The 25,486-nt window shown below is 66.8% G+C and carries 20 protein-coding genes; 3 read left to right on the top strand and 17 right to left on the bottom strand.

The window, feature by feature from the left end; all coding sequences use genetic code 11:
- Positions 1–410 precede the first annotated feature (410 nt).
- Both ACSFA8_RS14535 and ACSFA8_RS14530 read left to right on the top strand, forming a co-directional pair.
- A complete protein-coding gene (locus ACSFA8_RS14535; protein WP_435480207.1) occupies positions 411–1,613 on the top strand; it encodes an acetate/propionate family kinase in 1,203 nt (400 codons plus the stop codon).
- Positions 1,610–3,979, top strand: coding sequence for a phosphoketolase family protein (locus tag ACSFA8_RS14530; RefSeq protein ID WP_435480206.1), 2,370 nt, complete (start codon positions 1,610–1,612; stop codon positions 3,977–3,979). Before ACSFA8_RS14535 ends, ACSFA8_RS14530 begins: the two co-directional genes overlap by 4 nt.
- 14 nt (positions 3,980–3,993) lie before the next feature.
- On the opposite strand, the gene ACSFA8_RS14525 is transcribed toward ACSFA8_RS14530, so the two are convergent.
- Entirely contained in the window at positions 3,994–6,792 is a 2,799-nt protein-coding gene (locus ACSFA8_RS14525; protein ID WP_435480205.1) for a cation-translocating P-type ATPase, read from the bottom strand.
- A gap of 173 nt (positions 6,793–6,965) precedes the next feature.
- On the opposite strand from ACSFA8_RS14525, the gene ACSFA8_RS14520 reads away from it, so the two are divergent.
- Positions 6,966–7,523 carry a DUF1003 domain-containing protein gene (locus tag ACSFA8_RS14520; RefSeq protein ID WP_435480222.1) on the top strand — a complete coding sequence of 186 codons (558 nt, stop codon included), beginning with the start codon at positions 6,966–6,968 and terminating at the stop codon, positions 7,521–7,523.
- Positions 7,524–7,541: 18 nt separating this feature from the next.
- Here the strand turns inward: ACSFA8_RS14520 and ACSFA8_RS14515 are convergent, their stop codons facing one another.
- The 16 genes from ACSFA8_RS14515 to ACSFA8_RS14440 form a co-directional block, all read right to left on the bottom strand.
- On the bottom strand, positions 7,542–8,447 hold the full coding sequence (locus ACSFA8_RS14515; RefSeq protein WP_435480204.1) for an SDR family oxidoreductase: 906 nt from the start codon (positions 8,445–8,447) through the stop codon (positions 7,542–7,544).
- A gap of 87 nt (positions 8,448–8,534) precedes the next feature.
- Positions 8,535–8,996: a GNAT family N-acetyltransferase gene (locus tag ACSFA8_RS14510; protein WP_435480203.1), complete on the bottom strand. Its 462-nt coding sequence runs from the start codon at positions 8,994–8,996 to the stop codon at positions 8,535–8,537.
- A 21-nt stretch (positions 8,997–9,017) separates the two neighbouring features.
- Positions 9,018–9,956, bottom strand: coding sequence for a glutathione S-transferase family protein (locus ACSFA8_RS14505; RefSeq protein WP_435480202.1), 939 nt, complete (start codon positions 9,954–9,956; stop codon positions 9,018–9,020).
- Positions 9,957–9,988: 32 nt separating this feature from the next.
- Positions 9,989–11,662 (bottom strand): isovaleryl-CoA dehydrogenase, encoded by a 1,674-nt coding sequence (locus tag ACSFA8_RS14500; RefSeq protein ID WP_435480201.1) that lies wholly within the window; start codon positions 11,660–11,662, stop codon positions 9,989–9,991.
- A 24-nt stretch (positions 11,663–11,686) separates the two neighbouring features.
- Positions 11,687–12,703, bottom strand: a complete 1,017-nt coding sequence (locus ACSFA8_RS14495) for an NADP-dependent oxidoreductase (RefSeq protein ID WP_435480200.1) — start codon at positions 12,701–12,703, stop codon at positions 11,687–11,689.
- A gap of 21 nt (positions 12,704–12,724) precedes the next feature.
- Positions 12,725–13,159, bottom strand: coding sequence for a PaaI family thioesterase (locus ACSFA8_RS14490; RefSeq protein ID WP_435480199.1), 435 nt, complete (start codon positions 13,157–13,159; stop codon positions 12,725–12,727).
- An 88-nt stretch (positions 13,160–13,247) separates the two neighbouring features.
- Positions 13,248–14,045, bottom strand: coding sequence for an SDR family oxidoreductase (locus ACSFA8_RS14485; protein ID WP_435480198.1), 798 nt, complete (start codon positions 14,043–14,045; stop codon positions 13,248–13,250).
- Between the two features lie 39 nt (positions 14,046–14,084).
- A complete protein-coding gene (locus ACSFA8_RS14480) occupies positions 14,085–15,479 on the bottom strand; it encodes a DUF2252 domain-containing protein (protein WP_435480197.1) in 1,395 nt (464 codons plus the stop codon).
- Complete coding sequence (locus tag ACSFA8_RS14475; protein ID WP_435480196.1) at positions 15,476–15,709, bottom strand: hypothetical protein; 234 nt, start codon at positions 15,707–15,709, stop codon at positions 15,476–15,478. Before ACSFA8_RS14475 ends, ACSFA8_RS14480 begins: the two co-directional genes overlap by 4 nt.
- Positions 15,709–17,559 (bottom strand): acyl-CoA dehydrogenase, encoded by a 1,851-nt coding sequence (locus tag ACSFA8_RS14470; protein ID WP_435480195.1) that lies wholly within the window; start codon positions 17,557–17,559, stop codon positions 15,709–15,711. The genes ACSFA8_RS14475 and ACSFA8_RS14470 overlap by 1 nt, the downstream gene beginning before the upstream one ends.
- Before the next feature lie 172 nt (positions 17,560–17,731).
- Entirely contained in the window at positions 17,732–18,907 is a 1,176-nt protein-coding gene (locus tag ACSFA8_RS14465; protein WP_435480194.1) for an acetyl-CoA C-acyltransferase, read from the bottom strand.
- Positions 18,908–18,944: 37 nt separating this feature from the next.
- Positions 18,945–20,414 carry a M20 family peptidase gene (locus tag ACSFA8_RS14460; RefSeq protein WP_435480193.1) on the bottom strand — a complete coding sequence of 490 codons (1,470 nt, stop codon included), beginning with the start codon at positions 20,412–20,414 and terminating at the stop codon, positions 18,945–18,947.
- A gap of 20 nt (positions 20,415–20,434) precedes the next feature.
- A complete protein-coding gene (locus ACSFA8_RS14455) occupies positions 20,435–22,537 on the bottom strand; it encodes a 3-hydroxyacyl-CoA dehydrogenase NAD-binding domain-containing protein (RefSeq protein WP_435480192.1) in 2,103 nt (700 codons plus the stop codon).
- Between the two features lie 185 nt (positions 22,538–22,722).
- On the bottom strand, positions 22,723–23,418 hold the full coding sequence (locus tag ACSFA8_RS14450; RefSeq protein ID WP_435480191.1) for an ABC transporter ATP-binding protein: 696 nt from the start codon (positions 23,416–23,418) through the stop codon (positions 22,723–22,725).
- 1 nt (position 23,419) lies between these two features.
- Entirely contained in the window at positions 23,420–24,187 is a 768-nt protein-coding gene (locus ACSFA8_RS14445) for an ABC transporter ATP-binding protein (RefSeq protein WP_435480190.1), read from the bottom strand.
- Positions 24,187–25,485 (bottom strand): branched-chain amino acid ABC transporter permease, encoded by a 1,299-nt coding sequence (locus tag ACSFA8_RS14440; RefSeq protein WP_435480189.1) that lies wholly within the window; start codon positions 25,483–25,485, stop codon positions 24,187–24,189. Before ACSFA8_RS14440 ends, ACSFA8_RS14445 begins: the two co-directional genes overlap by 1 nt.
- Position 25,486 lies beyond the last annotated feature (1 nt).

The raw sequence follows: 25,486 nt of genomic DNA, 5'->3' as shown, positions 1-25,486 counted from the left end.
GGTCGGGCAAGCCCTTCGATGCGAACTACCGCAAGACGGCTTGCGCTTGACGGGCACCGCTTGACAGGCACAACGGTGTCTTTATTTCGCTGCAGGGGCCACCCACCACCAGCGGCCTTGGGCACGCTCTGCATGTTCAGCGCGAAACGGTCACGCGGCTTCCAGGATCAGGGCGGTGGGGCACGCTGCACAGCGAAATAAAGGGGGAGGCCGCAGGCCGGAGGACATTCGCGGAGCAGCGTGCCCCGCCGCCCTGATCCCACCCCAGAACCACAGCGCCTGAATCAACCTCGGCACTCCGCGCATGCAGGACCGCCTCAGAACAGCGATGCCACTGCCGCCGCCACGCGCGTCACGCAGTCGGGCCCATTCCTGACAGTGTCGGCCACGGGCACGCCGCATCATGTGCCATGGCCCGCGACGTGCTCCTGAGCTTCAATCCCGGCTCGTCGACGATCAAGCTCGGGCTGTTCGCGGTCGAGGGCGGTGCGCCGCGCGCTTTCGGCCGCGGCCTGATCGATCTGCGCCATGCGCCGCTGTCGCTGCACCTCGAGCAAGGGTCGCGCGTCGATGACGTCAAGCTCAAGGCTGCCGTCACCGAAGACCTGCACGAGGTGCTCGAAGAAACCCTGGACTGGCTGGCCCGCCATTTCGCGATCGATGAACTCGCGGCCGTGGCGCACCGCGTGGTGCACGGCGGCGACCGCTTCACCGGGCCGACACTCGTTACCGATGAAACGCTGGCTGGAATCGAGGCGCTGGCACCGCTGGCACCCCTGCACCAGCCACAGAGCCTGCGTCTGATCCGCGCGTTGCGCCGCCTGCGGCCGAAGCTGCCGCAGACCGCATCCTTCGACACTGCCTTCCACCGCACCCAGAGCGATCTGGTGCGGCGCTTCGCGCTGCCGCGTGCGCTGTTCGACGAAGGCATCAAGCGCTACGGTTTTCACGGCCTTTCGTACAAGTACATCGCCGCGCAACTGCAGCGCCGGCATCCGCAAGCAGCTGCCGGCCGCGTGGTGGTGGCGCATCTCGGCAGCGGCGCCAGCCTGTGTGGCCTGGAAGCCGGCAAGAGCCGTGACACCAGCATGTCGTTTTCGACGCTCGACGGCATTCCGATGGCCACGCGCGCTGGCGCGCTCGATCCCGGCGTGCTGTTGCACCTGCAGAAGGAACGCGGCATGTCGGTCGACGCGCTGGAAGACATGCTCTACCACCATGCCGGGTTGCTGGGCGTGTCGGGCCTTTCGGCCGACAGCCGCGAGCTGGTGGCCAGCGACGCACCCGAGGCCGGCGAAGCGCTGGCGCTGCTGGCACTACGCACGGCCCGCGAGATCGCAGCCACTGCGACCACGCTCGGCGGGCTCGATGCGATCGTCTTCACGGCCGGTATCGGCGAGCACCAGCCAACGGTTCGCGAAACGATTTGCACGCATCTTTCCTGGCTCGGCGCCCGCATCGACACTGCGGCCAACAACGCACACCGCGAACGCATCGACGCCGCCGACAGCCGGCTCGCCCTGTTCGTCATGCCCACCGACGAGGAGCAGGTGATCGCAGAAGAAGCCTGCGAAATCCTCTGCACACCACCTCACCGGATCCAACCCTCATGACAAGTTCTCCCAACCCTTCGCCGCCCGAAAACTTCGACCTGCTGGATGCCTGGTGGCGCGCCGCCAACTACCTTTCCGCAGGCCAGATCTACCTGATGGACAACCCGCTGCTGCGCGAGCCGCTGACGCTGGCGCACATCAAGCCGCGGCTGCTCGGCCACTGGGGCACCACGCCGGGCCTCAACTTCGTCTACGCGCACATGAACCGCGCGATCAAGGCGCGCGACCTCGATGCGATCTACGTTGCAGGGCCGGGCCACGGCGGCCCCGGCGTGGTGGCCAACACCTGGCTCGAAGGCACCTACAGCGAGGTCTATCCGAACATCGGATGCGACGCTGAGGGCCTGAAGCGGCTGTTCACGCAGTTCTCGTTTCCGGGCGGCATTCCGAGCCACGTTGCGCCCGAAACGCCGGGGTCGATCCATGAAGGTGGCGAGCTTGGCTACTCGCTGCTGCATGCCTACGGCGCCGTGTTCGACAACCCCGACTTGCTGGCCTGCTGCGTGATCGGCGACGGCGAGGCCGAAACCGGCGCACTGGCCGCGAGCTGGCATTCGAACAAGTTCCTGAACCCGGCCAGCGACGGTGCGGTGCTGCCGATCCTGCACCTCAACGGCTACAAGATCGCCGGCCCGACGGTGCTCGCGCGCATCGGCGACGAGGAGCTGGCCCAGTTGATGCGCGGCTACGGCTACGAACCGCATTTCGTCTCGGGGCACGAGCCCGAAGCAATGCACCGGCTGATGGCCACGGCACTCGATACGGCCCTCGACGTGATCCGCGCGATTCAGGTGGAGGCGCGCCAGGACGGTTTCAGCCAGCGGCGGCACTGGCCGATGATCGTGCTGCGCTCGCCCAAGGGCTGGACCGGTCCGAAGGTGGTCGACGGACTGCCCATCGAAGACACGCAGCGCGCGCACCAGGTGCCGTTGACGGCCTTTGCCGACAAGCCTGCGCACGTCGGGCTTCTCGAAGACTGGATGCGCAGCTACCGGCCCGAAGAGCTGTTCGATGCGGCAGGCACCCTGCGCCCCGACATTGCCGCGCTGTCGCCCGAAGGAACGCGCCGCATGAGCGCCAACCCGCATGCCAACGGCGGCCTGCTGCTGAAGGCGCTGGCGCTGCCCGACTTTCGCGCGCACGCGCTGGCGGTCGACCAGCCCGGCGCCACGCGCGGCGAAGCGACGCGCGTCACGGGCAACTATCTGCGCGAGGTGATGCGGCTCAGCGCGGGCGACCGCAACTTCCGGATCATGGGCCCGGACGAGACCACGTCGAACCGGCTGGGCGCGGTGTTCGAGGTGACCGACCGCACCTCCACCGCCGAGATCCGTGCCAGCGACGACCACCTGGCGCCCGACGGCCGCGTGATGGAGGTGCTCAGCGAACACCTGTGCCAGGGCTGGCTCGAGGGCTACCTGTTGACCGGGCGGCATGGCTTCTTCTCATGCTACGAGGCCTTCATCCACATCATCGACTCGATGTTCAACCAGCATGCCAAATGGCTGAAGGTGACGCGCGGCATTCCGTGGCGGCGGCCGGTCGCGTCGCTCAACTACCTGCTGACCAGCCACGTCTGGCAGCAGGATCACAACGGCTTCAGCCACCAGGATCCGGGCTTCATCGACCACGTGGTCAACAAGAAGGCCGAGGTGGTGCGGGTCTACCTGCCGCCCGACGCGAACACCCTGCTCTCGGTGACCGACCATTGCCTGCGCAGCCGCGACTATGTGAACGTGATCGTCGCGGGCAAGGCACCGGCACCGCAGTGGCTCGACATCGAGGCGGCGATCCGGCACTGCAGCGTGGGCCTGGGCATCTGGGACTGGGCCAGCAACGACGACGGCGTGGCGCCCGACGTGGTGATGGCCTGCGCCGGCGACGTGCCGACGCTGGAAACCCTGGCGGCGGTGCAACTGCTGCGTGAGCAGTTGCCGGACTTGAAGGTGCGGGTGGTCAACGTGGTCGACCTGATGGCGCTGCAGTCGCCCTCGGCACACCCGCACGGCCTGGCGGATGCGGTGTTCGACTCGATCTTCACCACCGATGCACCGGTGATCTTCGCGTTCCACGGCTACCCGGCGCTGATCCACCGGCTCACCTACAAGCGCACCAACCACGGCAGCTTCCATGTGCACGGCTACCAGGAAGAAGGCACGACCACCACGCCGTTCGACATGACGGTGCTGAACGAGCTGGACCGCTTTCACCTCGCCGCCGACGCGATCGACCGCGTGGCACGCGTGCGCAACAGCGCGGGGCATGTGCAGCAGCACCTGCGCGACCGGCTGCTCGAGCACCGGGCGTACATCAGGCGGCACGGAGAAGACATGCCGGAAATCCTCGACTGGCGCTGGGCGAACTGAGCGCGCCGGCCAGGTCAGCCGAGCATCCGGCCGATCAGCTTGCGCAGCTCGCTGTACCAAAGCACCGCGCTGGCCATCGCGGCGCACAACAGCCACTGGCCCGGCGTGAGCGGCACCGTGCTGAAGGCCACGTTCAGAAAGCCCACGTGCACCACCGCTACCTGCAGCACCAGTGACAGCGCAACCGCACCCCAGAGCCACCCGTTGACGAACGGGTGCGTGAACGCGCTGACGGTTTCCGACCGCGCGTTGAAGCAGTTGAACAGGCTGGTCAGAACAAGCACCGTGAAGCCCGCCGTGCGGGCCGTCGCCAGATCGCCGGTGCCCTCGATCAATCCACCGGGCAGGCAGATGTCCATGGTCAACAGCGTTGCGATGGCGACCACGATGCCGATCTGGACGACGCCCGACCACATCCGCGCGTCGATCACCCGCTCGTCGCGGGCGCGCGGCTTGCGCGCCATCACGTCGTCGGTCGGCGGATCCACGCCCATGGCCAGTGCGGGCCCCGAGTCGGTGACGAGGTTGATCCAGAGGATCTGCGTAGCGAGCAGCGGCAACACCACGCCCGCGCCCTCCCCGGCCCCGGCCAACCCGATCACGCCGGCCCCGACCACGCCGAAAAAGACCGTCAACACCTCGCCCATGTTCGACGACAGCAGATAGCGCAGGAACTTGCGGATGCCATCGAAGATGCCGCGCCCCTCGCGCACGGCCGCGACGATGGTGGCGAAGTTGTCGTCGGCCAGGATCATCCGGGCCGCCTCCTTCGTGACCTCGGTGCCGGTCACGCCCATCGCGATGCCGATATCGGCCGTCTTCAGCGCCGGTGCGTCGTTGACGCCGTCGCCCGTCATCGCGACCACGCGGCCGTCGGCCTGCAGCGCGTCGACGATGCGCAGCTTGTGCACCGGTGCCACGCGGGCAAAGACAGAGGTCTGGCGCACGGCCGCGGCAAAGGCTGCTTCGTCCAGCGCATCGAGCTGCGCGCCGGTCAGCGCGCCCGCACCGGCCGCCACGATGCCCAGATCGGCGGCGATGCGCGCCGCTGTGCGCGGGTGGTCGCCGGTAATCATGATGACGCGGATGCCGGCCCGCTGCGCCTCGCGAATCGCCACCGCCGCCTCTTCGCGCGGCGGATCGATGATGCCCGCGGTACCCACGTAGATCAGGTCGCGCTCGGGCGATGCCGTGCCTTTCCAGTGCTCGTCCGGATCGAGCGGGCGGTAGGCCACGGCCAGCGTGCGCAGGGCCGCATCCGAGAGGCTGTCGACATCGGCCAGGATGCGGGCGCGCAGCGCGTCGTCGAGGTCGACCGTGTCCATGCCCTTGCGGGCCCTCGTGCAAAGTCCCAGCAACACGTCCGGCGCGCCCTTGGTGATCACCACGGCCGTGTTGGCATGCTCGTGATCGAGTTCGATCGTCGACATGATCTTGCGCTCCGAGGTGAACGGGATTTCACCTACCCGCTCGAAACGCCGCTGGCGCCGCTCGGTCACGCCAAGCTTGCGCTCGGCCACGAGGAACGCCACTTCGGTCGGGTCGCCATGGACTTGCCAGGCACCGTCCGGCCCCTGGCGCAGTTCGGCATTGCCGGCCAGGCTGCCGCCGCTCAGGACGACGATCTGCTCGGCATGCAGCGGCCCGGCAGCGAGCGCGGCTGTACCCGACATGACCTGGCCCTCCGGCACATAGCCGACACCGGTGACACGGGTTGTGCCCGAGGCCGTGATGACGCGCTCGATGGTCATTTCCGAGCGGGTCAATGTGCCGGTCTTGTCGGAACAGATCACCGAGGCCGAGCCCAGCGTTTCCACCGCAGACAGCTCTTTCACGATCGCATGGTGTCTGGCCATGCGCTGCACGCCGAGCGCCAGCACCACCGACAGGATCGCCGGCAAGCCCTCGGGCACAGCCGCCACGGCCAGTGACACACCGAGCAGCAACACGGCCATCACGTCGTGGGCGCCGCGGATGTCGGAGATGGCCAGGATCGTGCCCACCACGATGAGCGCAATGACCACCACCGCGAGCCCGAGCGTGCGGCCGACGCGTGCAATTTCCTTTTGCAATGGCGTGGGCGCTTGGTGCGTGGCATCGAGCAGATGGGCGATGGCGCCCATCTCGGTGGCCATGCCGGTCGCCGTGATGATGGCCCGCCCGGTGCCCTGGGCGACAGCTGTGCCCTTGAACACCATGCACAGCCGGTCACCCGGCGGGCCGAGTCGACGCAAGGTGTCGACGTTCTTGAGCACCGCCTCGCTCTCGCCGGTCAGCGATGCCTCCTGCACCCGCAGCGAGGCAGCTTCGACGAGCCGGGCATCGGCGCCGACGGCATCGCCTTCGCCGAGTGCCAGCAGGTCGCCGCGCACGAGTTCGGCGCCCGGCACGCGCAGCAGTCGCCCGTCGCGCACCACGGCAGCGGTGACTTCTGTCATGCGCGCCAGCGCCGCCACAGCGTTGTCGGCCTTGCCCTGCTGGACATGGCCCAGCACGCCGTTGACCAGCACGATGGCCGCGATCACGAGCGCGTCCACCGGCCAGCCCATACCGCCCTCGAGCGCCCAGGCGATCGATGCGATGGCGATGGCCACCATCAACAGGTAAACCAGTGGATCCTGAAATTGCGCCAGCAGGCGGCGCCAGGCCGGAGCGGGCGGCAAGGCGCGCAGTTCGTTGCGGCCGTCGGCCGTGAGCCGCCGCAACGCCTCTTGCGCAGTGAGGCCTTTTTCAGTGTCGGTGCCCAGTGCGCTCGCCACGTCACCGGCATCCCGCAGCGATGGGTCAGCGAGATCGTGGTCGTTGGTGGCCAAACGGGCGCTCCGGTGGGTTGCCGCCAGCGCGTCGCTTGCACGGCCGTCTGGCAGCGCACATGCTGGCAGTGCACATCATGCTCCGGCGTATGCTGCCGCACAGTCCCGAGTTCGCACAATGCCTACGCTCGGGCCCGCCTCGCTCCGCGAGGCCCGTGTTCGAGGAGCCGCAAATCATACGCAAGCGCAAGCAACCCCCTGCGGACGCAAGCGACGCACCTCGTGACGACGCGCCGGCCAGAACGGTCGCGCGGCACATCGCACAGCGCACGCACATCGCGCGCAACATCGCCCGGGAACTCGAAACCGGCCAGAGCGCGGGACAGCGCGCGGCCGACGCGGTGGCGCGGTTCGGTGGTTCCTGGACTTTCGTCGGGCTCTTCGCGGCCACGATGCTGGTCTGGGTCGGGCTCAATGCCGTGCTTGCCGCCACGCGCGGCAGCAGCTTCGACCCCTACCCCTACATCCTGCTGAATCTGTTCCTCTCGATGCTGGCCGCCATCCAGGCGCCGATCATCCTGATGTCGCAGAACCGCCAGTCCGAAAAAGACCGCGTCCGGGCCGAGCACGACTACGAGGTCAACCTCAAGGCCGAGCTGGAAATCATGCTGCTGCACGACAAGGTCGACCAGCTGCGCGAAGCGCAGTGGCAGCAACTGCTGGCGCTGCAGACGGAGCAACTCACGCTGCTGACCCGGCTGGTCGCGGTGACGGGCGATGCGCCCCGCTGAAGACGCCCGGCGCCGGAATCAGCCCGCGCGCAGCGCCGCGCGCAAGCCGGCGCCGATGTCGGGCCGCTCCAGGAACGGATCGGCCGGGTTGGTCATCGACACGATGTTTTCCATGCGGCTCCTCACATTGCCCAGCGCCTTGGGGTGGCTGAACACGTAGAACTGGTTGGCAGTGATTGCGTCGAACACCTTGTTCGCCACCTCGACCGCGGTGACCTTGCCGCTGCTCACGGCCTTGTTGCTCATGGCCTGGCCGATGAGCTGGCTGCGGGTGAGCTGGTCGTTCTTCGGCGCGTTGGGACGGTTGCGCTCGCTGCTGGTGATGCCGGTGGGCACGAAGTAAGGGCACAGCAGGCTGGCGCCGATCTGGTCGGTGACGAGCGTCAAGTCCTGGTACAGCGTTTCGGTAAGGCTCACCACCGCAGCCTTGGCCGCGTTGTAGATGCCCATGTTCGGCGGCGTCAGCAGGCCAGCCATGCTCGCCGTGTTGGTGATGTGCCCGCGGTACGACGGATCCTTGGCGGCGGCCTCCAGCATCATCGGCGTGAACAGGCGCACGCCGTGGATCACGCCCCACACGTCGACGCCCAGCACCCATTCCCAGTCGGCCACGGTGTTTTCCCACACCAGGCCGCCCGCACCGACGCCGGCGTTGTTGAAGACGAAATGCGGCGCACCGAAGCGCACCTTGACGTCAGCGGCGAGCTGCTCCATCTGCGCGGCATCGGCCACGTCGACCTTGCGCGCCAGCACCTGCGCGCCAGCGGCCTCCATCTCGACCCGGGCCTTGTCGAGCGCGTCCTGCTGCACGTCGACCAGCACCAGGTTCATGCCGCGGGCGGCGCCGATGCGCGCGCATTCGAGGCCGAAGCCCGAGCCTGCGCCGGTGAGAACGGCGGTCGTGCCCTTGAAATCCTGAATCATGAAAGCTGTCCTTGGTCGGTTGATGTCTCTGGCCTGCCGGGTATTGAACCCGCATCGGCCCCGATTCGCCTGTCCTGCGGGCGACGCCTACAGCTCGCGCACGTACACCAGAGACCCCTGGTAGCTGGCCACCTTGTCGTAGAGCAGCCGGCCTGCCGCGTTGCTCTCATGGGTCTGCCAGTACACCCGCGTCGCGCCGGCCGCAGCGGCCTGCGCGTAGACGCCCTCGATCAGCGAGCGCCCGATCCCGCGGCCGCGGAGGGTCGGGAGCGTGAACAGATCGCTCAGGTAGCACACGTTTTCGATCCGGATCATGCTGCGGTGGAACAGATAGTGCGCGAGGCCGACGACCTGCCCCTCGTCCTCCGCGACCAGCGCAAACACGGGTTCGTCGGGCTCGAAGAAGCGTTGCCACGTCGACAGGGTGACGTGCTCGGCAAGCGCCGTTTCGCCGTGCCGGCCGTAGAAGGTGTTGTAGCCGTCCCAGAGCGGCCGCCAGGCCGCGTAGTCTGCGGGGGCTGCAGGTCGAACGGCTATCGAGCGGGTCATCGATTGTCTTGGCCAAGCCGCTCAGGCCTCTGCCTTGCGCAACACGTAGCCGATGCGCGGGAAGTGCACGTGCACCGTACCGACGCGATCGGCGCTGCGCTCCAGCGTGTAGTGCGTGCGCGTGGCGGCCACCAGCGTGCCGGCTGTCTCTTCGAGGCCGAAGCTCTCGGCGCGAACCGTGACCGCGCTGCCGAGCGGGATTCCGTGGTCGTCCTGGAAGGTGCTGTCGGTCAGCAGGGTGTGTGGCGTCGCGGCCTTGGCCGCTGCAATGGCCTCGTCGGCGCTGAACTTCTCCGGCGCGCCATGGCCGATGGCGGCCATGCGATCCATCCAGTCGAGCACCGCGGGGGTGAGGTCGAGAATGCGCCGCACCGCCTCGATTCGGCGCGTGTACCAGAGCGGGTGGTAGGCCGAGAAATCGGCGATGCACGGCACTTCGCCTAGCAGGTAGGGCTTGTCGTCGAGCATGTCCGACAAGCGGCGCAGGTACGACTTGTAGGCGCTGGTGGCATCGGCCGGGCGCAGGCGCGTCATGTTGCCGGCGCTCATCTTGCCGCGGTCTTCACCGAAGGCCTTGGCGGCTTCAGGCGGCGCCTTGGCGAACACTTCGGCCGCACCCAGGGGCTGCAGGCTCCAGGCCATCGCAGCCCAGAACAAGGTGGTGTCGGCCCATTGCGCGAGGATGCGCGACATGCCCTTCTCGGGCTCCGGGTACAGCGTGGCTTCGGGTTGAAGGTGCTCCAGCACATCGGCGATCAGCGCGCTGTCGCAGTACATGTCGGCGCCGATCTGCAGGAACGGCGTCTTGCGGTAGCCGCCGGTGAGCACTTCCACGTCGGGCTTGGGCATCATCAGCGGGATGAAGACCGACTTCCACGGCAGCTTTTTAGCGCCGAGGATCAGGCGCACTTTCTCGGAGAACGGCGAGGTGGTGTAGTGGTGGAGGATCAGGTCGGGCATTTGTTGTTCCTGTAGGTGCTTGACTGTAGTGTTCAGCGCGGCTGCGCGCGCCGGATGATCGAATCGAAATCGGTGCCGGTTCCCAGCGTGCCGAAGGCCTGGCCCCAGTCGCCACCCAGGCGTGAAGCGCAGAAGGCGCCGACCACTTCGGGCGGTGCGGTCTGCGCGAGCAGCGCGGCCTGCACGGCCAGCGCCACGTCCTGCGCGAGCCGGCGCGCTTCCATCTCGGTGGCCATGGCCTCAACGCGCGCCGGCAGCGCGTCGGCCAGCCGGTCGAGTGCCACGTGCTGGCCGCGCGCCGGGGCCAGTTCCTTTGCGAGCGCCGCAGCGGCGTCGCCCTTGCGCAGGCTCCGCAGCAGGTCGAGCGCCATGATGTTGCCGGCCCCTTCCCAGATCGAGTTGAGGGGCATCTCGCGGTAGACGCGCGCCATCACCCCCTCGCCCCCCTCTTCCACATAGCCGTTGCCGCCAAGGCACTCCATCGCCTCCTGCGCAAAGTGGCTGCCGCGCTTGCAGATCCAGAACTTGGCGACCGGCGTGAGCAGCCGCGCCATGACGCGCTCGTGTTCGTCGTCGGGGCGGTCGAAGGCGCGGGCGAGTCGGAGCGCAAGCGCGGTGGCGGCTTCGCTTTCGAGCGCGAGATCGGCCAGCACGTTCTTCATGAGCGGCTGCTCGATCAGCGGTTTGCCGAAGGCGCTGCGTTGCGCCGTGTGGTTCAGCGCCAGGCTCAGCGCCTGCCGCATCAGCCCGCTGGTGCCGAGCGCACAGTCGAGCCGCGTCATCGTTCCCATTTCGAGGATCTGCGGAACGCCGCGGCCCTCTTCGCCGACCGCCCAGGCGGTGGCGCCGTGGAACTCGACTTCGGAACTCGCATTGGCCTTGTTGCCGAGCTTGTCCTTCAGGCGCTGGATATGGATGGCATTGCGTTCGCCGTCGGGCAAGATGCGCGGCAGGAAAAAGCACGACAGCCCGGCCGGCGCCTGCGCGAGCACGAGGAAGGCGTCGCACATCGGGGCGGAGAAGAACCACTTGTGGCCGGTGATCTCGTAGCGCTCGCCCCAGGCATCGCTGCCGGTGCGCACGCCACGCGTGGTGTTGGCCCGCACGTCGGAGCCGCCCTGCTTCTCGGTCATGCCCATGCCCATGGTCACGCCGGGTTTGTCCTGGAAAGATTTGAGTTCGGGGTCGTACCAGAGGCTTGTGAGCTTCGGCCCCCAGTCGGCGTAGATCGCGGCATTGCTGCGCAGCGCGGGCGTGACCGCGTAGCTCATCGAGATCGGGCACAGCATCGACGGCTCCAGCTCGGTGAAGAGCATGAAGCCAGCGGCGCGCTTGACGTGTGCGGAGGCATTTGCTCCCTTTCCCTCCGGGAGAGGGCTGGGGTGAGGGCTGCCCCAAGGCGTGCCATGCAGCCCAGCCCCCACCGCCGCCTTCATCAGCACGTGATAGCTCGGATGGAACTCCACCTCGTCGATGCGGCGGCCGAAGCGGTCGTGCGTGTGCAGCTGCGGCGCGTGCACGTTGGCCAGCCGCGCATGCATCTGCATGTCGGCCGAGCCGATGGTTTCGCCGAGCTCGCGCAGCGCGGTCGTCTGCAGCGCGGGCGCGTTGAACTTCAAGCCATCGCGCAGCGCCCGGTTGGTTTCGAACAGGTTGTAGCCCGCGAGGGGTGCGGGCTGGTTGAAGACTTCATGTGTCGTTTCCATCGCCAACCCCCGTCGCGGTAAAGACTAGATCAGCTTGACCAATTGCTTGCCGAAGTTCTTGCCCTTGAGCAGTCCCAGGAAGGCTTCAGGCGCGGCCTCGATGCCCTGCGCGATCGACTCGCGCGGCCTGAGCTTGCCGGTGGCGACAAGCTTGCCGAGCTCGGCCAGCGCCTCCGGCCAGACTTCCATGTGCTCGCTCACGATAAAGCCTTCGAGCTTGATGCGGTTGATCAGGAACAGTGCCGGGTTGGCGAGCGGCATCGGCGCGCCGTCGTACCCGGCGATCATTCCGCACAGCGCCACGCGCGCAAACGCATTGCAGCGCAGCAGCACCGCATCGAAGATGTAGCCGCCGACGTTTTCGAAATAGCCGTCGATGCCATCGGGGCAGGCTTCTTTCAGCGCCGTGCTCATGCTCTTCACATCCGGGTGCGCGCGGTAGTCGATGCACGCGTCGAAGCCGAGCTCGTCGGTCACATACTTGCACTTGTCCGGCCCGCCCGCAATGCCGACCACGCGGCAGCCGCGCGCCTTGGCCAGCGCACCGAAGGCACTGCCGACCGCGCCCGAGGCGGCGGTGATGACGACGGTTTCGCCCTCTTTCGGCGCGATGATCTTGACCAGGCCGTACCACGCCGTCACGCCCGGCATGCCAACCGCGCCGAGGTAGTGCGACAGCGGCACATGGGTGGTGTCGACCTTCTTGAGCGCACCCGGCACCGAGGCATCGACCACGCTGTATTCCTGCCAGCCGCCGAAACCGACGACCTTGTCGCCAACGGCGTATTTGGGATGCCTGCTCTCGACCACCTCGCCGACCGTGCCGCCCTGGAACACCTGGCCGACGGGCTGGTTGGCGGTATAGCTCTTCGAGTCGTTCATGCGGCCACGCATGTACGGATCGAGGCTCATGTAGTGGTGGCGCACCAGCACCTGGTTGTCCTGCAGCGCGGTGGTTTCGGCTGTCACCAGCTTGAAGTTGCCGGCGGTGGCTTCGCCTTCGGGGCGGTTGTCGAGGTGGATCTGCTTGTTGACTGGCATGGTGGTTTGTCTCTTGAAGAATCAGTCGGTGGAGAGCGGCTGCATGGCGTGCACTGAGTTGCCGCTGACCGGCAGGCGCTTGACGTACTTGAAGGTGCCGGTGCTGTGGGAGCAAAGGCGCCCGGCGCTGTCGTAGATCATCGCCTCGGTAAAGGCCATGGTCGCGGTGCGGTGCAGCAGCCGTCCCTTGCCCACCAGCGCGCCGCGTGCGGGCTGCATGAAGCTGGTCTTCATCTCGATGGTGACCACGCCCATCTCGGGCTGAACGCTGCGCGCCGCCGCGGCCATGGTCACGTCCATCAGCGTCATGCAGGCACCGCCATGCGTGACGAAGAAGCTGTTGAGGTGCTCGGGCTGCGCCGTGTAGTGAAGCTCGGATTCGCCGTTCTCGAAGCGCTCGAGCGTGAAGCCGAGGTGGTCGACGAACGGGATCGCGACACCGAATGAAAGACTCATGGTGATCCGCCGCCGGGCCGCCCCAAGGCGGATGCGGCCCCCTCAGGGGGCAGCGAGTACACGAAGTGACGGAGCGTGGGGGTCATGGTCACGCCGCCCCCAGAACCACGCTTACGCCGCCGTCCACCGCCAGCCACTGGCCGGTGATGTGCTTGCCGGCATCGCTCGCGTACAGCAGCGTCAGGCCCTTCAGGTCTTCGTCGTCGCCCAGGCGCCTGAGCGGCGCGGCGTTGGCCATCTTTTCCTCGCCGATCGACTTGATCAGCGTGGCCGCCATCTTGGTCATGAAGAAGCCCGGGCAGATCGCGTTGACGTTGATGTTGTACTTGCCCCATTCGGCCGCGAGCGTTTTGGTGAAACCGATCACCGCCGTCTTCGAGGTGTTGTAGGCCAGCGTGCTCATCTCGGGCGGGTTGCCGTTGAGGCCGGCGATCGACGCGATGTTGATGATGCGGCCGGTCTTCTTGGGGATCATGTAGGCGTTGGCAATCTGCTGCGACAGGATGAAGTAGCCACGCACGTTGAGGTTCATCACCTTGTCCCAGGCCTCGACCGGGTGGCTCTCGGCCGGCGCGCCCCAGCTGGCGCCCGCGTTGTTGACCAGGATGTCGACCGCGCCCATGCGCTCCAGCGTCTCGTCCGCCAGACGGCGCGTGTCTTCCTCTTTCGAGCAGTCGGCGGCGATCCAGCGGGCATCGATGCCGGCCGCCTGCAATTCGGCAGCGGCCTGCTCCAGGTCATCGGCCTTGCGCGAACTCAGCATGATCTTCGCGCCGGCTTCGCCGAGCGCGTGCGCCATCTGCAGGCCGAGGCCGCGCGAGCCGCCGGTAATGAGCGCGGTCTTGCCGGTGAGGTCGAACAGTTGCTGGACGGTGCGGGGGTTCATGGTGTCTCCGAAGATGATGAAAAAGGGATCGGACGGCCGTCAGGCGGCCTCGTCCTCGGTTACGAAGGCGGCGAAGCGGCCCGCGGCCACTGCGGCGGCAAGCTGCTCCCAGTCGGCCTGGTTCACATCGGCATAGGCCTCAGCAAAGCGGGCCAACGCGGTGTTGAAGCGTTTCGAGCGGCCGAGGTAGCCGGTGATGGCCCAGGCGTCGCCGCCCTTGGCATGGGCGCGTGCCAGACCGTAGCCGCAGGCCTCGGCGAACTCGACCAGGTCGGCCGGGCTGAAATCCTCGAGCTTGTAGGCGGCTTTCATGTCGCGCAGCTGGCGCACGTAGAAGCCGTTGGCACCCGGCACGTCGGCCCACCCCAGGAACACGTCGCTGGCGGCCTGCGCCAGCCGCTGGCCTTCGACGACGCGCTGTCCGGGCGAGCCGGCCGGCGACGCGCCAAGGTGGGCCTCGAGCACCGAGGCGCCCGCCTCCTTGCATTGCAGGAACAGCGGATGGCGCTGGTCGGCCACCAGCAGCAGCAGAAAGCAGCGCCGCCCGACCGAGCCGACGCCCGGCGTGAGTACGGCCACGTCGTGCAGCTCGTAGCGGTCGAGCAGTCGTTGCCGTTCCGGCGGCAGGCTGGCGCGGTACTGCGCCAGAAAGGCCGGCAGCCCGGCGCGAAAGCGGCGGATCTCGCGTTGCGTGGCGGTGGCGTCGTGGTAGACGAACGGCGGCTGGTCCCGAATCATCAGGCGGCCGTCGACCACCTCGGTGGCTTCCTGCGCGAACACGCGCGCGGTGCTGCGGCGCGCCTTCTTGATGACGGCCAGCTCGGCTTCGTCTTCGTCGCCGAGCTTCAGCAGCGTTTGCGACGTGAGACGCAGGTACCAGGCTTCCAGCGTGTCCATGCGGGCGAAGCGGCGCATGCGCTCGCGGTAGGCATCGGCCAGCCGGTCGACCGCATCGCCGCCGACGCGCGCCTTGAAGCCCAGTTCGCGCGCCGCCACCACGAACGAGGTGGCCAGGCGCCGCAGATCCCAGTCGAACGGGCCTTGCAGCGTTTCGTCGAAGTCGTTGATGTCGAACACCAGCGCACGTTCCGGGCTTGCGAAAAAGCCAAAGTTCGCAAGATGGGCATCGCCGCAAAGCTGCGTCATCACCCCGCTGTGCGGCAGCGTTGCCAGGTCGTTCGCCATCAGGGAGGCGGCGCCGCGGTAAAAAGCCAACGGGTTGGCCAGCATGCGGCCATGGCGCACCGCCACCAGCTCCGGCACGCGCCGGCGGTTCGAGGCCTTGAGCCAGCCGAGCGGATCGCGCCCAGCGGCGCTCGGCACGGGCGCCTGCGCGAGTTCCTCGCGCTCGAAGCGCTTGCGCTGGTCGCGGCCGAAAGCCTGTCGCTCCGCAGGCGACGGCAGTGGCGTTGGGCGGGGGCGTTGGCGGCTCATGACGGCAGGCGCGAGCGCACGTAGATCAGCACGATGCCGACCGCGGTCGCCACCGCGCCGGGGATCGCCAGCAGCCAGCCGGTCGTAGCGTCGGTGCGGCCACTGGCGATGCCGAGGATCACCAGGAACAGGCCGCCGTAGATCAGGATCCAGATCCAGTTTTCGAGCCGGGCGTGGGGCTTGGGTGGCTTGCTTGAATTCAGTTGGGGCATGTAGCTTCCGGCGTTCATCAGAACGCTTCCTCAGACAGTTCGGTGCAGGTCGCGTCGCGGCTTTCCACCACGTTGAGCCAGGCGCCGATCTTGGGCAGTTCGTAATGGAAGAAGTAGGCTGCGGCGCCCGTTCTTCCGGCGGTGGACGGGATCGATTTTGCGCCGTCGAGCGCCAGCGCGCGAGTGGCCACATCGAGCCAGATCCAGGCCAGCACAGTGTGGCCGAAAGCCTGCATATAGGGCACGGCATTGGCCAGCGCAGCCTGCGGGTCGCCGGTCGACCAGGCCGCCTGCGTCGCGCTGCCCACGCGTTGCAGCGCTTCGCCCAGCGCCCGCGAGTGCGGCGCCAGCTCCGGCACCTGCGCGGCGCGCGCGATGGTCTCGGTGATGCGGCCTGCCAGCAGCTTCAGGCCGCGGCCGTTTTCCATCAGCACCTTGCGGCCCAGCAGGTCGGCGGCCTGGATGCCGTGCGTGCCTTCGTGGATCATGTTCAGGCGGTTGTCGCGCCAGTACTGCTCCACCGGGAAATCGCGCGTGTAGCCGTAGCCGCCGTGGATCTGGATCGCGAGCGAGTTCGCTTCCAGGCACCACTCGCTGGGCCAGCTCTTGGCGATGGGCGTGAGCACTTCGAGCAGCAGGCGGGCCTCGTCGGCTTCCTCGGCATTGCCGGTTTTCTGGACGTCGACCAGCCGCGCGCAATACAGCTCCAGCGCCAGCGCGCCTTCGCAGTACGCCTTCTGCGCGAGCAGCATGCGGCGCACGTCGGCATGCTCGATGATGCGAACCTGCGGGCTCGCCGAGTCCTTGACCACGCCGCCGTCGGCACCGGCCTTGTGCACCGCCCTGCCCTGCGGCCGCGATTTGGCGTAGTCGAGCGAGGCGTAATAGCCCGCCATGCCGAGCATGGCCGCCGCTGTGCCCACGCCAATGCGGGCCTCGTTCATCATGTGGAACATACAGTGCAGGCCCTTGCCGGGCGCGCCGACCAGGTAGCCCACGGCGCCGGCCTTGCCGTCGACCGGGTACTTGCCTTCGCCGAAGTTCAGCAGCGTGTTGGTGGTGCCGCGCCAGCCCAGCTTGTGGTTGAGGCCCGCGAGTGCCACGTCGTTGCGCTCGCCGGTCAGCTCGCCCTGCGTGTTCACCATGCGCTTGGGCACGATGAACAGCGAGATGCCGCGTGTTCCGGGCACGAGCTTGCCGTTCGCGTCGGGGATCTTGGCCAGCACGATGTGCACGATGTTCTCGGTCAGCTCATGGTCGCCCGACGAGATCCACATCTTGTTGCCGGTCAGGCGATAGCGCGGGCCGAGCGGGTCGTCCTGGTAGTCGGAACCGTCGGGCACGGCGCGCGTGGCCACGTCGCTCAGCGACGAGCCGGCCTGCGGCTCCGACAGGCACATCGTGCCGGCCCAGCGACCCGAGAACTCGTTTTTCGCAAACACCTCTTTCTGCATCCCGGTGCCGTGCACCATCAGCAGGTTGGCATTGCCACTCGTCAGCATGCCCGAACCGATGCTGACCGACGCCATTGCGAAGAAGCTGTTGGCCGCCGCCTGCAGCGTGTAGGGCAACTGCATGCCGCCGATGTCGTAGTCCTGCGCTGCGCTCAGCATGCCGGACTCGACGAAAGCCTTGTGCGCGTCGTGCGTGGCCTGCGGCAGGATCACCTTCTCGCCATCGAAGTGCGGCTCCTGCGTATCGACGATGCGATTGGCCGGCGCGTACTTTTCGCGCGCGATGCGCTCGCAGGTGTCGAGCACTGCGTCGAAGGTTTCGCGCGAATGGTCGGCAAAGCGCTCGCGCTGGCTCAGCGCGCCGGCATCGAGCCAGTCGTAGAGCAGAAAGTCGAGGGTGGGACGCAGGCTCATGGTCGGATCTTCATGTTGAGGCGGGCCGCCTTTGCCCGGTGGCCACCCATCGGCCGGCAAAGCCAGGCCCGTTCGAGAAACACCGCGGAACCGGCTCAGCCGGGCCGCTGGTGTTGCCCCCGGAAGGGGGTTGGCGGAGGCGACACGCAGTGCGCCGCAGCCTGGGGGAGAGTCAAAGAATTTCGAACACGCCCGCAGCGCCCATGCCGCCGCCGATGCACATCGTGACCAGCACCTTCTTCGCGCCGCGGCGCTTGCCTTCGATGAGCGCGTGGCCGGTCAGGCGCTGGCCGCTCACGCCGTAGGGGTGGCCCACGGCGATGGCGCCGCCGTCCACGTTCAGGCGGTCGGCCGGGATGCCGAGCTTGTCGCGGCAGTAGATCACCTGCACCGCGAAGGCTTCGTTCAGTTCCCACAGGTCGATGTCGTTGACCGTGAGGCCCAGGCGCTTGAGCACCTTGGGAATGGCGAACACCGGGCCGATACCCATTTCATCGGGCTCGCAACCTGCGACCGCAAAGCCGAGGAAGCGGCCGATCGGCTTCAGGCCCTTTTGCTGCGCGTACTTCTCGTCGACCAGCACGCAGGCGCCGCCACCGTCCGAGAACTGGCTGGCATTGCCGGCCGAGATCAGGCCGCCGGGCATGGCCGAACGGATGCCGCTAATGCCTTCCTTGGTGGTGCCCGCGCGGATGCCCTCGTCGTTTTCGATCGTCACTTCCTTGGTGCGCAGGCCCATCACCGCGTCGGCCACGCCGGCCAGCACGGTGATCGGCGCGATCTCGTCCTTGAAGCGGCCGGCTTCGAGCGCGGCGGTGGCCTTCTGCTGGCTGGCGGCGCCGTATTCGTCCATGGCGTCGCGGCCGATGTTGTAGCGCTTGGCAACCTGCTCGGCCGTCTGCAGCATGTTCCAGTAGATCTCGGGCTTGTGCTTCACCAGCCAGGGGTCGGCCAGCATGTGCTTGTTGGCTTCGTTCTGCACGCACGAAATGCTTTCGACGCCGCCAGCCACGTAGACCTCGCCCTCGCCCGCGATGATGCGCTGGGCTGCGGTGGCGATGGTCTGCAGGCCCGACGAGCAGAAGCGGTTGATGGTCATGCCCGAGGTCGTCACCGGCAGGCCGGCGCGCAGTGCGATCTGGCGTGCGATGTTCGAGCCGGTGGCGCCTTCGGGCGTGGCGCAACCCATGATCACGTCGTCGACCGATGCCGGGTCGATGCCGGCACGCTGCACGGCATGCTGCACCGCATGGCCGCCAAGCGTGGCGCCGTGCGTCATGTTGAAAGCGCCTTTCCAGCTCTTGGCGAGCGGGGTGCGGGCGGTGGAGACGATGACGGCGCTGGTCATGGTGATGTCCTTTGAGAAAGAGGAAAAAAAGGAAGGGTCAGTCCGGCTGCGCCGTGTTGCGCAGCAGCTGGTGATAGAAGCCGATCATCTCGGCGTAATTGGCGATCGACACGCGCTCGTTGTTGCCATGAAAGCGCGCCAGATCCTCGCTCTTCACGCGGATTGGCGAGAAGCGGAACACCGCCTTGCTCACCAGGCTGAAATGGCGCGAATCGGTGGCCGCGGTCATCAGGCCGGGCGCAACCACGGCGTCGGGGAACACCTGGCGCACCGCCTGCTGCACTGCGCGGTAGCCGGTACTGTCGGTCGGCGACACCGGCGAGGGCTCGGAGTTGCCCGGGTAGGCCTTGACCTGGATCGCGTCGTTGCCCAGCGATTTGCGCAGATGTGCTTCGACGCTGGCCAGCGTGTCGCCCGGCAGCACACGAAAGTTGACGGCCGCCTCGGCCCGGCCCGGCAGCACGTTGTCCTTGTTGCCGGCGCGCACGATGGTCAGCGCGGTGGTGGTGCGCAGCATCGCATTGCTGCTCGGGCTCTTCGCGAGCTGGCCCGCCACCAACGGGCCGGTGAGCCACAGGTTGGACAGCATCACGCGGTTGATGCCGCCCATCTCGGGTGCCAGCGTGCCGAACATCTCGCCCGCAACGCCCTGGATGGCGCCCGGCATCTGGTTGGCCTCGAGCCGGGCCAGCGCGGCGCTCATGCTGCCGATCGCGCTGTGTTGCGGCGGCATCGAGGAATGGCCCGGCGCGGTGTCGAGCGTGAGGAAGAACGTCGCGTAGCCCTTCTCGGCCAGGCCGATCAGCGCGGCCGGCTTGCCAAGGCCCGGCAGCACGCCGTCGAGCACCAGCAGGCCTTCGTCGAGCACCCAGTCGAGCTCGATGCCGCGCGACTTCAGCAGCTCGGCGATGGGGCGCGCCCCGCGCAGCCCGCTGACCTCCTCGTCGTCGCCCATCACGAGGTAGACGGTCTGTTTCGGCTGGAAGCCGCTGCCGATCAGCAGCTCGATGGCTTCCATCTGCGCGAACAGGTTGCTCTTGTTGTCGAGCGTGCCGCGGCCCCAGATGTAGCCGTCCTTGACCTCGCCACCAAAGGGATCGACCGTCCAGGCCTTCTCGGTGCCCGGTGCGATCGGCACCATGTCCTGGTGCGCCATCAACGCGATCGGCTTGGCGGCCGGATCGGTGCCCGTCCAGGTGTAGAGCAGCGCCTTCTGGCCGACCACTTCCTTCTTGAGCGTGGCGTGCACCTTGGGGAACTGCTGCGCGAGGTAGGCGTGCAGCTTGTCGAACTCGGCGTCGTTGCCCTTGGCATCGTCAAGGCTCGACACCGTGCGCATCGGGATCGCGCCAGCCAGCCGTTGCGCGGCAGCCTGCAGGTCGATGGCAAGCCGGGGCGCGGGCGCCACCGTGATCTGGCGCGACGGCGTGCGCAGCGTGTTGACCGCAACCGCAGCCGCCAGTGCCAGAAGCACGAGCAGCAGCGCGAGAAAAACGCGTTTGATCACGGTTGCGGCCTGCCTCGGCTTCAGCTGAAGTTCTTGCCTTCGGCCACCAGCTTCTGGATCAGCGGCGCAGGCTGCCAAAAGCTCGCGTCGTCGTGCGGGTTCTTCGCGAAGCGCTTCATCGACTCGGCCACGTTATACAGGCCGACCTGGCCAGCGTAGTGCATCGGGCCACCGCGGAAGATCGGAAAGCCGTAGCCGGTCAGGTACACCATGTCGATGTCACCCGACTTGCTGGCGATGCCGTCTTCAAGGATGTGCGCGCCTTCGTTGACCAGCGCGTACACCAGGCGCTGGACGATTTCTTCGTCGCTGATTTTGCGCGGCGTGATGCCTTCGTCCTTGCGGTGCTTCTCGATCAGGTCGAGCACGACCTGGCTCGGGATCGCATCGCGCTTGCCGGCCTGGTAGTCGTACCAGCCCGCGCCGGTCTTCTGGCCGAAGCGACCCAGCTCGCAGAGCTTGTCGGCGGTGCGGCTGTACTTCATGTCGGCGCGCTCGGTGGCGCGGCGCTTGCGGATGGCCCAGCCGATGTCGTTGCCGGCCAGGTCGCCCATGCGGAACGGGCCCATGGCAAAGCCGAACTTCTCGACGGCCTTGTCGACCTGCTGCGGCGTGGCGCCTTCGTCCAGCAGGAAACCGGCCTGGCGGCTGTATTGCTCGATCATGCGGTTGCCGATGAAGCCGTCGCACACGCCCGAGACCACCGAGGTCTTCTTGATCTTCTTGCCAATCGCCATCACCGTGGCCAGCACGTCCTTGGCGGTGGCCTTGCCGCGCACCACTTCGAGCAGCTTCATCACGTTGGCCGGGCTGAAGAAGTGCATGCCAACCACATCCTGCGGACGCTTGGTGAAGGCGGCGATCTTGTCGACGTCGAGCGTCGAGGTGTTGGAGGCCAGGATGGCCCCGGGCTTGGCCACGCGGTCCAGTTCCTTGAACACCGCTTCCTTGACGCCGAGCTCTTCGAACACGGCTTCGATGATCAGGTCGCAGTCCTTCAGGTCGTCGTAGCTCAGCGTGGTGGTCAGCAAGGCCATGCGCTGGTCGTACTTGTCCTGCTTGAGCTTGCCCTTCTTGACCTGGGCTTCGTAGTTCTTCTTGATCGTGGCGACGCCGCGGTCGAGCGCGTCCTGCTTCATCTCGAGGATCTTGACCGGGATGCCGGCGTTCAGGAAATTCATCGAGATGCCGCCGCCCATGGTGCCGGCACCGATCACGCCGACCGACTTGACGGCGCGCTGCGGCGTGTCGTCCGCCACGTCGGGGATCTTGCTCGCCGCGCGCTCGGCCATGAACAGATGGCGCAGCGACAGGGATTCGGGCGTGAACATCAGCGCGATGAACAGGCGGCGCTCCTCGGCCATGCCGTCGTCGAACTTCATCTGGGTGGCGGCCTGCACGGCATCGACGCACTTGAGCGGTGCCGGATAGTTCTTCGACATGCCGCCGACCATGTTCTTGGCGAACTGGAAGTAGGCATCGCCCTGCGGATGCTTGCACGGCAGATTGCGCACCAGCGGCAGTTCGCCGCCCTTCGCCGCCACCGACTTGGCAAATTCGACTGCTTCGTCGAACACCGACTCGGGCGAGGCGGCCAGCTTGTCGAACAGCTTCTGGCCCGGGGCCGAGGCCAGCAGTTCGCTCTTGACGGCCTCGCCGCTGACGATCATGTTCAGCGCGGTCTCGACACCCAGCAGGCGCGGCAGACGCTGCGTGCCGCCGGCACCGGGCAACAGGCCCAGCTTGACTTCGGGCAGCGCGACACTGGTGCCGGGCGAGACCACGCGATAGTGGCAGCCCATGGCCAGTTCAAGACCGCCGCCCATGCAGACCGAATGGATCGCCGCCACGATCGGCTTGGGCGAGGCTTCGAGCGCTAGGATCACGCTCAGCAGGTTGGGCTCCTGCAGCGCCTTGGGCGTGCCGAATTCCTTGATGTCGGCGCCGCCCGAGAACGCCTTGCCGGCGCCGGTGAGAACGATCGACTTGACGGCTGCGTCGCTGTTGGCCTTGGCCAGGCCGTCGGTGATGCCGATGCGGGTCGAGTGGCCGAGACCGTTGACCGGGGGATTGGTCATGGTGATCACGGCGACATCGCCGAGCACTTTGTATTCAGCCGTCATGCTGCGTTCCTTAAGTAGGGAAATGAAAAATCGAAGAGCCGGTGAGAGAACACAGAACACCGGCGGCGCCTTGCGCACCCCCGGTTGCCTCCAAAAAGCACGAGTGTTCTTTTTTGCGAAATTCTAGGCGTTTTGCATGACCGCACAAAACGCATCAGTCGCTGCCGGGACAACGACCGAAGCCGTCAGACTTCGAGCCACTCTTTGCGGGTGGTCGCATCGGCCCGAAGACTGTTGGGTGTGCCGTCGAACACGATGCTGCCGTGCCCCATTACCAGCGCACGGTCCGAGATGTGCATGGCGATGGTGAGCTTCTGCTCGATCAGCAGCACCGAGATGCCCTTGGCCTTGAGCGTCTGCAGGTACTGGCCGACCAGTTCGACGATCTTGGGCGCCAGGCCTTCGGTTGGCTCGTCGATGATGATCAGGTCGGGGTCGCCCATCAGGGTGCGGCACAGGGTGAGCATCTGCTGCTCGCCGCCCGAAAGCACGCCGGCCTCGGTGTGCTCGCGCTCCTTGAGCCGCGGGAACATCTCGTACATGTCCTTGAACGTCCAGCGGCTGCCCTTGCCGGCGCCCTTTTGCCCCAGCAGCAGGTTCTGCGACACCGTGAGCTTGGGAAAGATGTCGCGGTTCTCGGGAACGTAGCCGATGCCGAGGTGCGCGATCTCGTAGGCCTTCTTGCGCAGGATGTCCTGGCCCTTCCAGTGGATCTGCCCTTCGGCATGCACCAGGCCCATGATGGCCTTGGCGGTGGTCGAGCGGCCGGAGCCGTTGCGCCCGAGCAGCGCGACGATCTCGCCCGGCCCGACCTCGAACGAAACGCCGTGCAGCACATGGCTCTTGCCGTAGTAGCCGTGAATGTCCTGAAGTTTCAACATATCAGTGCCCCACCTGCGCATCTGCCACCGAGGAGCCCAGATAGGCCTCCTGCACCTTGGCGTTGGCACGCACCGCATCGGGCGTGTCGAAGGCGATCACCTCGCCATAAACCACCACGGCGATCTTGTCGGCCAGCCCGAACACCACCCCCATGTCGTGCTCGACCGTGAGCAGCGTCTTGCCGATCGTCACCTGCTTGATCAGCGCAATGAAATGCGAGGTTTCCGTCTTGCTCATGCCGGCCGTCGGCTCGTCGAGCAGGATCACGCCGGCGCCGCCGGCGATGGTCACGCCGATTTCCAGCGCGCGCTGCTCGGCGTAGGTGAGGTTGACAGCATGCACATCGCGCTTCCTCTCGAGGCCGACCTGGCGCACCAGTTCTTCGGTGCGCTCGTTGGCGTCATCGAGGTTGGAGAGAAAGCGCAGGAAGGTGTAGCGGTACCCCAGGCTCCACAGCACGCCGCAGCGCAGGTTCTCGAACACGCTGAGCTTGGGAAAGATGTTGGTGATCTGGAAGCTGCGCGACAAGCCCAGCCGGTTGATCTCGTAAGGCTGCTTGCCGTCGATGCGCTGGCCGTTCAGCAGCACCTCGCCGCTGCTCGGCATGAGCCGGCCGCTGATCAGGTTGAACAGCGTCGATTTGCCGGCGCCGTTGGGGCCGATCACCGCGATGCGCTCGCCCGCGCTCACGGCGAGGTCGACACCACGGATGATGTCGGTCTTGCCGAAGCTCTTGCGCAGAGCCTTCAATTCCAGTGCGTAGGCCATCAAGCCGTCTCCCGCCGTTTGATCTCGGCTTCTATTTCTTCCTGCGCCTGCCCCCAGACCCGCGCGAAGCGCCGGCGAACCACTTCAACCAGTGCCACGCCGATGGCCAGCAGCGCGGCAACACCGATCCAGCTGGTCGCACGGGTCGTGTCGAGCTCGATGCCCATGAAGTTGACGGTGTCGCCGAGGGCCGCATTGAGCTGCATGTGATAAACCATTTCGACGATGGCGGCGGCGGCGACGACCATGACCGCGCCGGTTAGCAGCAGCCCGCCATAGAGGCCCCAAAGGCGGTTGAACTTGCCGAACCTGGCAACCCGCAGGTTCATCATGATCAGGCTGGCCACGCCGCCCGGCGCGTACATCACCATGAACAGGAACACGAGTCCGAGGTAGAGCAGCCAGGCCTTGGTCAATTCCGACAACAGCACCGACGCCAGCACCAGCAGCACTGCGCCGATGATGGGGCCGAAGAAAAAGGTGGCGCCGCCCAGGAAAGTGAACAGCAGGTAGCCACCGGAGCGCACGCCGCTCAAGCTGTCGGACGCGTTGACGATCTCGAAATTGATGGAAGCCAGCGCGCCCCCGATGCCCGCGAAAAAGCCGGCGATGATGAAGCCCAGGTAACGCACCCGCTGCGTGTCGTAGCCGATGAATTCCACCCGCTCGGGGTTGTCGCGCACCGCGTTTAGCATGCGCCCCAGGGGCGTGCCGGTGAACGCGAACATCAGCGCGGTGCAGATGAAGCAGTAGGCGGCGATCAGGTAGTACACCTGGATCTGCGGGCCGAATGTCCATCCGAAGAACGAGCCATAGGTGCGGTTGGTCGTCACGCCGCCCTCGCCGCCGAAGAACCCCGGAAACATGAGCGACATGGCGGCCACCAGCTCGCCGATGCCCAGCGTGATCATGGCGAAGGTGGTGCCGGACTTCTTGGTCGTGACATAACCCAGCAGGATCGCGAACAGCAAGCCTGCAAGGCCGCCCACCAGCGGTATCGCCACCAGTGGAATCGGCACGCCCCCCTTTGCAGCGGCCAGGTTCATCGCGTGGACGGCAACGAACGCGCCCAGCCCGGTGTAGACGGCGTGCCCGAAGCTCAGCATGCCGCCCTGCCCCAGCAGGATGTTGTAGCTCAGGCAGATGATGGTCAGGTAGCCCATCTGCGACAGCATGGTGAGCGCCAGGCTGCTGCGAAACAGCAGCGGAGAAACGATCAGCATCAGCGCGAACAAGGTCCAGATCAGCACGCGCCCGATGTTCCAGGGCTTGAAACGGTAGTAGTTGGTAGACGTCATC

It is taken from the genome of Variovorax nitratireducens (assembly GCF_051216545.1).
Lineage (GTDB): Bacteria > Pseudomonadota > Gammaproteobacteria > Burkholderiales > Burkholderiaceae_C > Variovorax.
The sequence above is the reverse complement of the archived record's forward strand: the minus strand, read 5'-3'. Positions and strand labels throughout refer to the sequence as shown.

Excerpts from the sequence above, each read along its gene's own strand:
- ACSFA8_RS14535 (WP_435480207.1), top strand. The coding sequence starts at position 411 with ATGGCCCGCGACGTGCTCCTGAGCTTCAATCCCGGCTCGTCGACGATC.
- ACSFA8_RS14530 (WP_435480206.1), top strand. The coding sequence starts at position 1,610 with ATGACAAGTTCTCCCAACCCTTCGCCGCCCGAAAACTTCGACCTGCTG.
- ACSFA8_RS14515 (WP_435480204.1), bottom strand. The coding sequence starts at position 8,447 with ATGATTCAGGATTTCAAGGGCACGACCGCCGTTCTCACCGGCGCAGGC.
- ACSFA8_RS14510 (WP_435480203.1), bottom strand. The coding sequence starts at position 8,996 with ATGACCCGCTCGATAGCCGTTCGACCTGCAGCCCCCGCAGACTACGCG.
- ACSFA8_RS14505 (WP_435480202.1), bottom strand. The coding sequence starts at position 9,956 with ATGCCCGACCTGATCCTCCACCACTACACCACCTCGCCGTTCTCCGAG.
- ACSFA8_RS14500 (WP_435480201.1), bottom strand. The coding sequence starts at position 11,662 with ATGGAAACGACACATGAAGTCTTCAACCAGCCCGCACCCCTCGCGGGC.
- ACSFA8_RS14495 (WP_435480200.1), bottom strand. The coding sequence starts at position 12,703 with ATGCCAGTCAACAAGCAGATCCACCTCGACAACCGCCCCGAAGGCGAA.
- ACSFA8_RS14490 (WP_435480199.1), bottom strand. The coding sequence starts at position 13,159 with ATGAGTCTTTCATTCGGTGTCGCGATCCCGTTCGTCGACCACCTCGGC.
- ACSFA8_RS14485 (WP_435480198.1), bottom strand. The coding sequence starts at position 14,045 with ATGAACCCCCGCACCGTCCAGCAACTGTTCGACCTCACCGGCAAGACC.
- ACSFA8_RS14480 (WP_435480197.1), bottom strand. The coding sequence starts at position 15,479 with ATGAGCCGCCAACGCCCCCGCCCAACGCCACTGCCGTCGCCTGCGGAG.
- ACSFA8_RS14475 (WP_435480196.1), bottom strand. The coding sequence starts at position 15,709 with ATGAACGCCGGAAGCTACATGCCCCAACTGAATTCAAGCAAGCCACCC.
- ACSFA8_RS14470 (WP_435480195.1), bottom strand. The coding sequence starts at position 17,559 with ATGAGCCTGCGTCCCACCCTCGACTTTCTGCTCTACGACTGGCTCGAT.
- ACSFA8_RS14465 (WP_435480194.1), bottom strand. The coding sequence starts at position 18,907 with ATGACCAGCGCCGTCATCGTCTCCACCGCCCGCACCCCGCTCGCCAAG.
- ACSFA8_RS14455 (WP_435480192.1), bottom strand. The coding sequence starts at position 22,537 with ATGACGGCTGAATACAAAGTGCTCGGCGATGTCGCCGTGATCACCATG.
- ACSFA8_RS14450 (WP_435480191.1), bottom strand. The coding sequence starts at position 23,418 with ATGTTGAAACTTCAGGACATTCACGGCTACTACGGCAAGAGCCATGTG.
- ACSFA8_RS14445 (WP_435480190.1), bottom strand. The coding sequence starts at position 24,187 with ATGGCCTACGCACTGGAATTGAAGGCTCTGCGCAAGAGCTTCGGCAAG.
- ACSFA8_RS14440 (WP_435480189.1), bottom strand. The coding sequence starts at position 25,485 with ATGACGTCTACCAACTACTACCGTTTCAAGCCCTGGAACATCGGGCGC.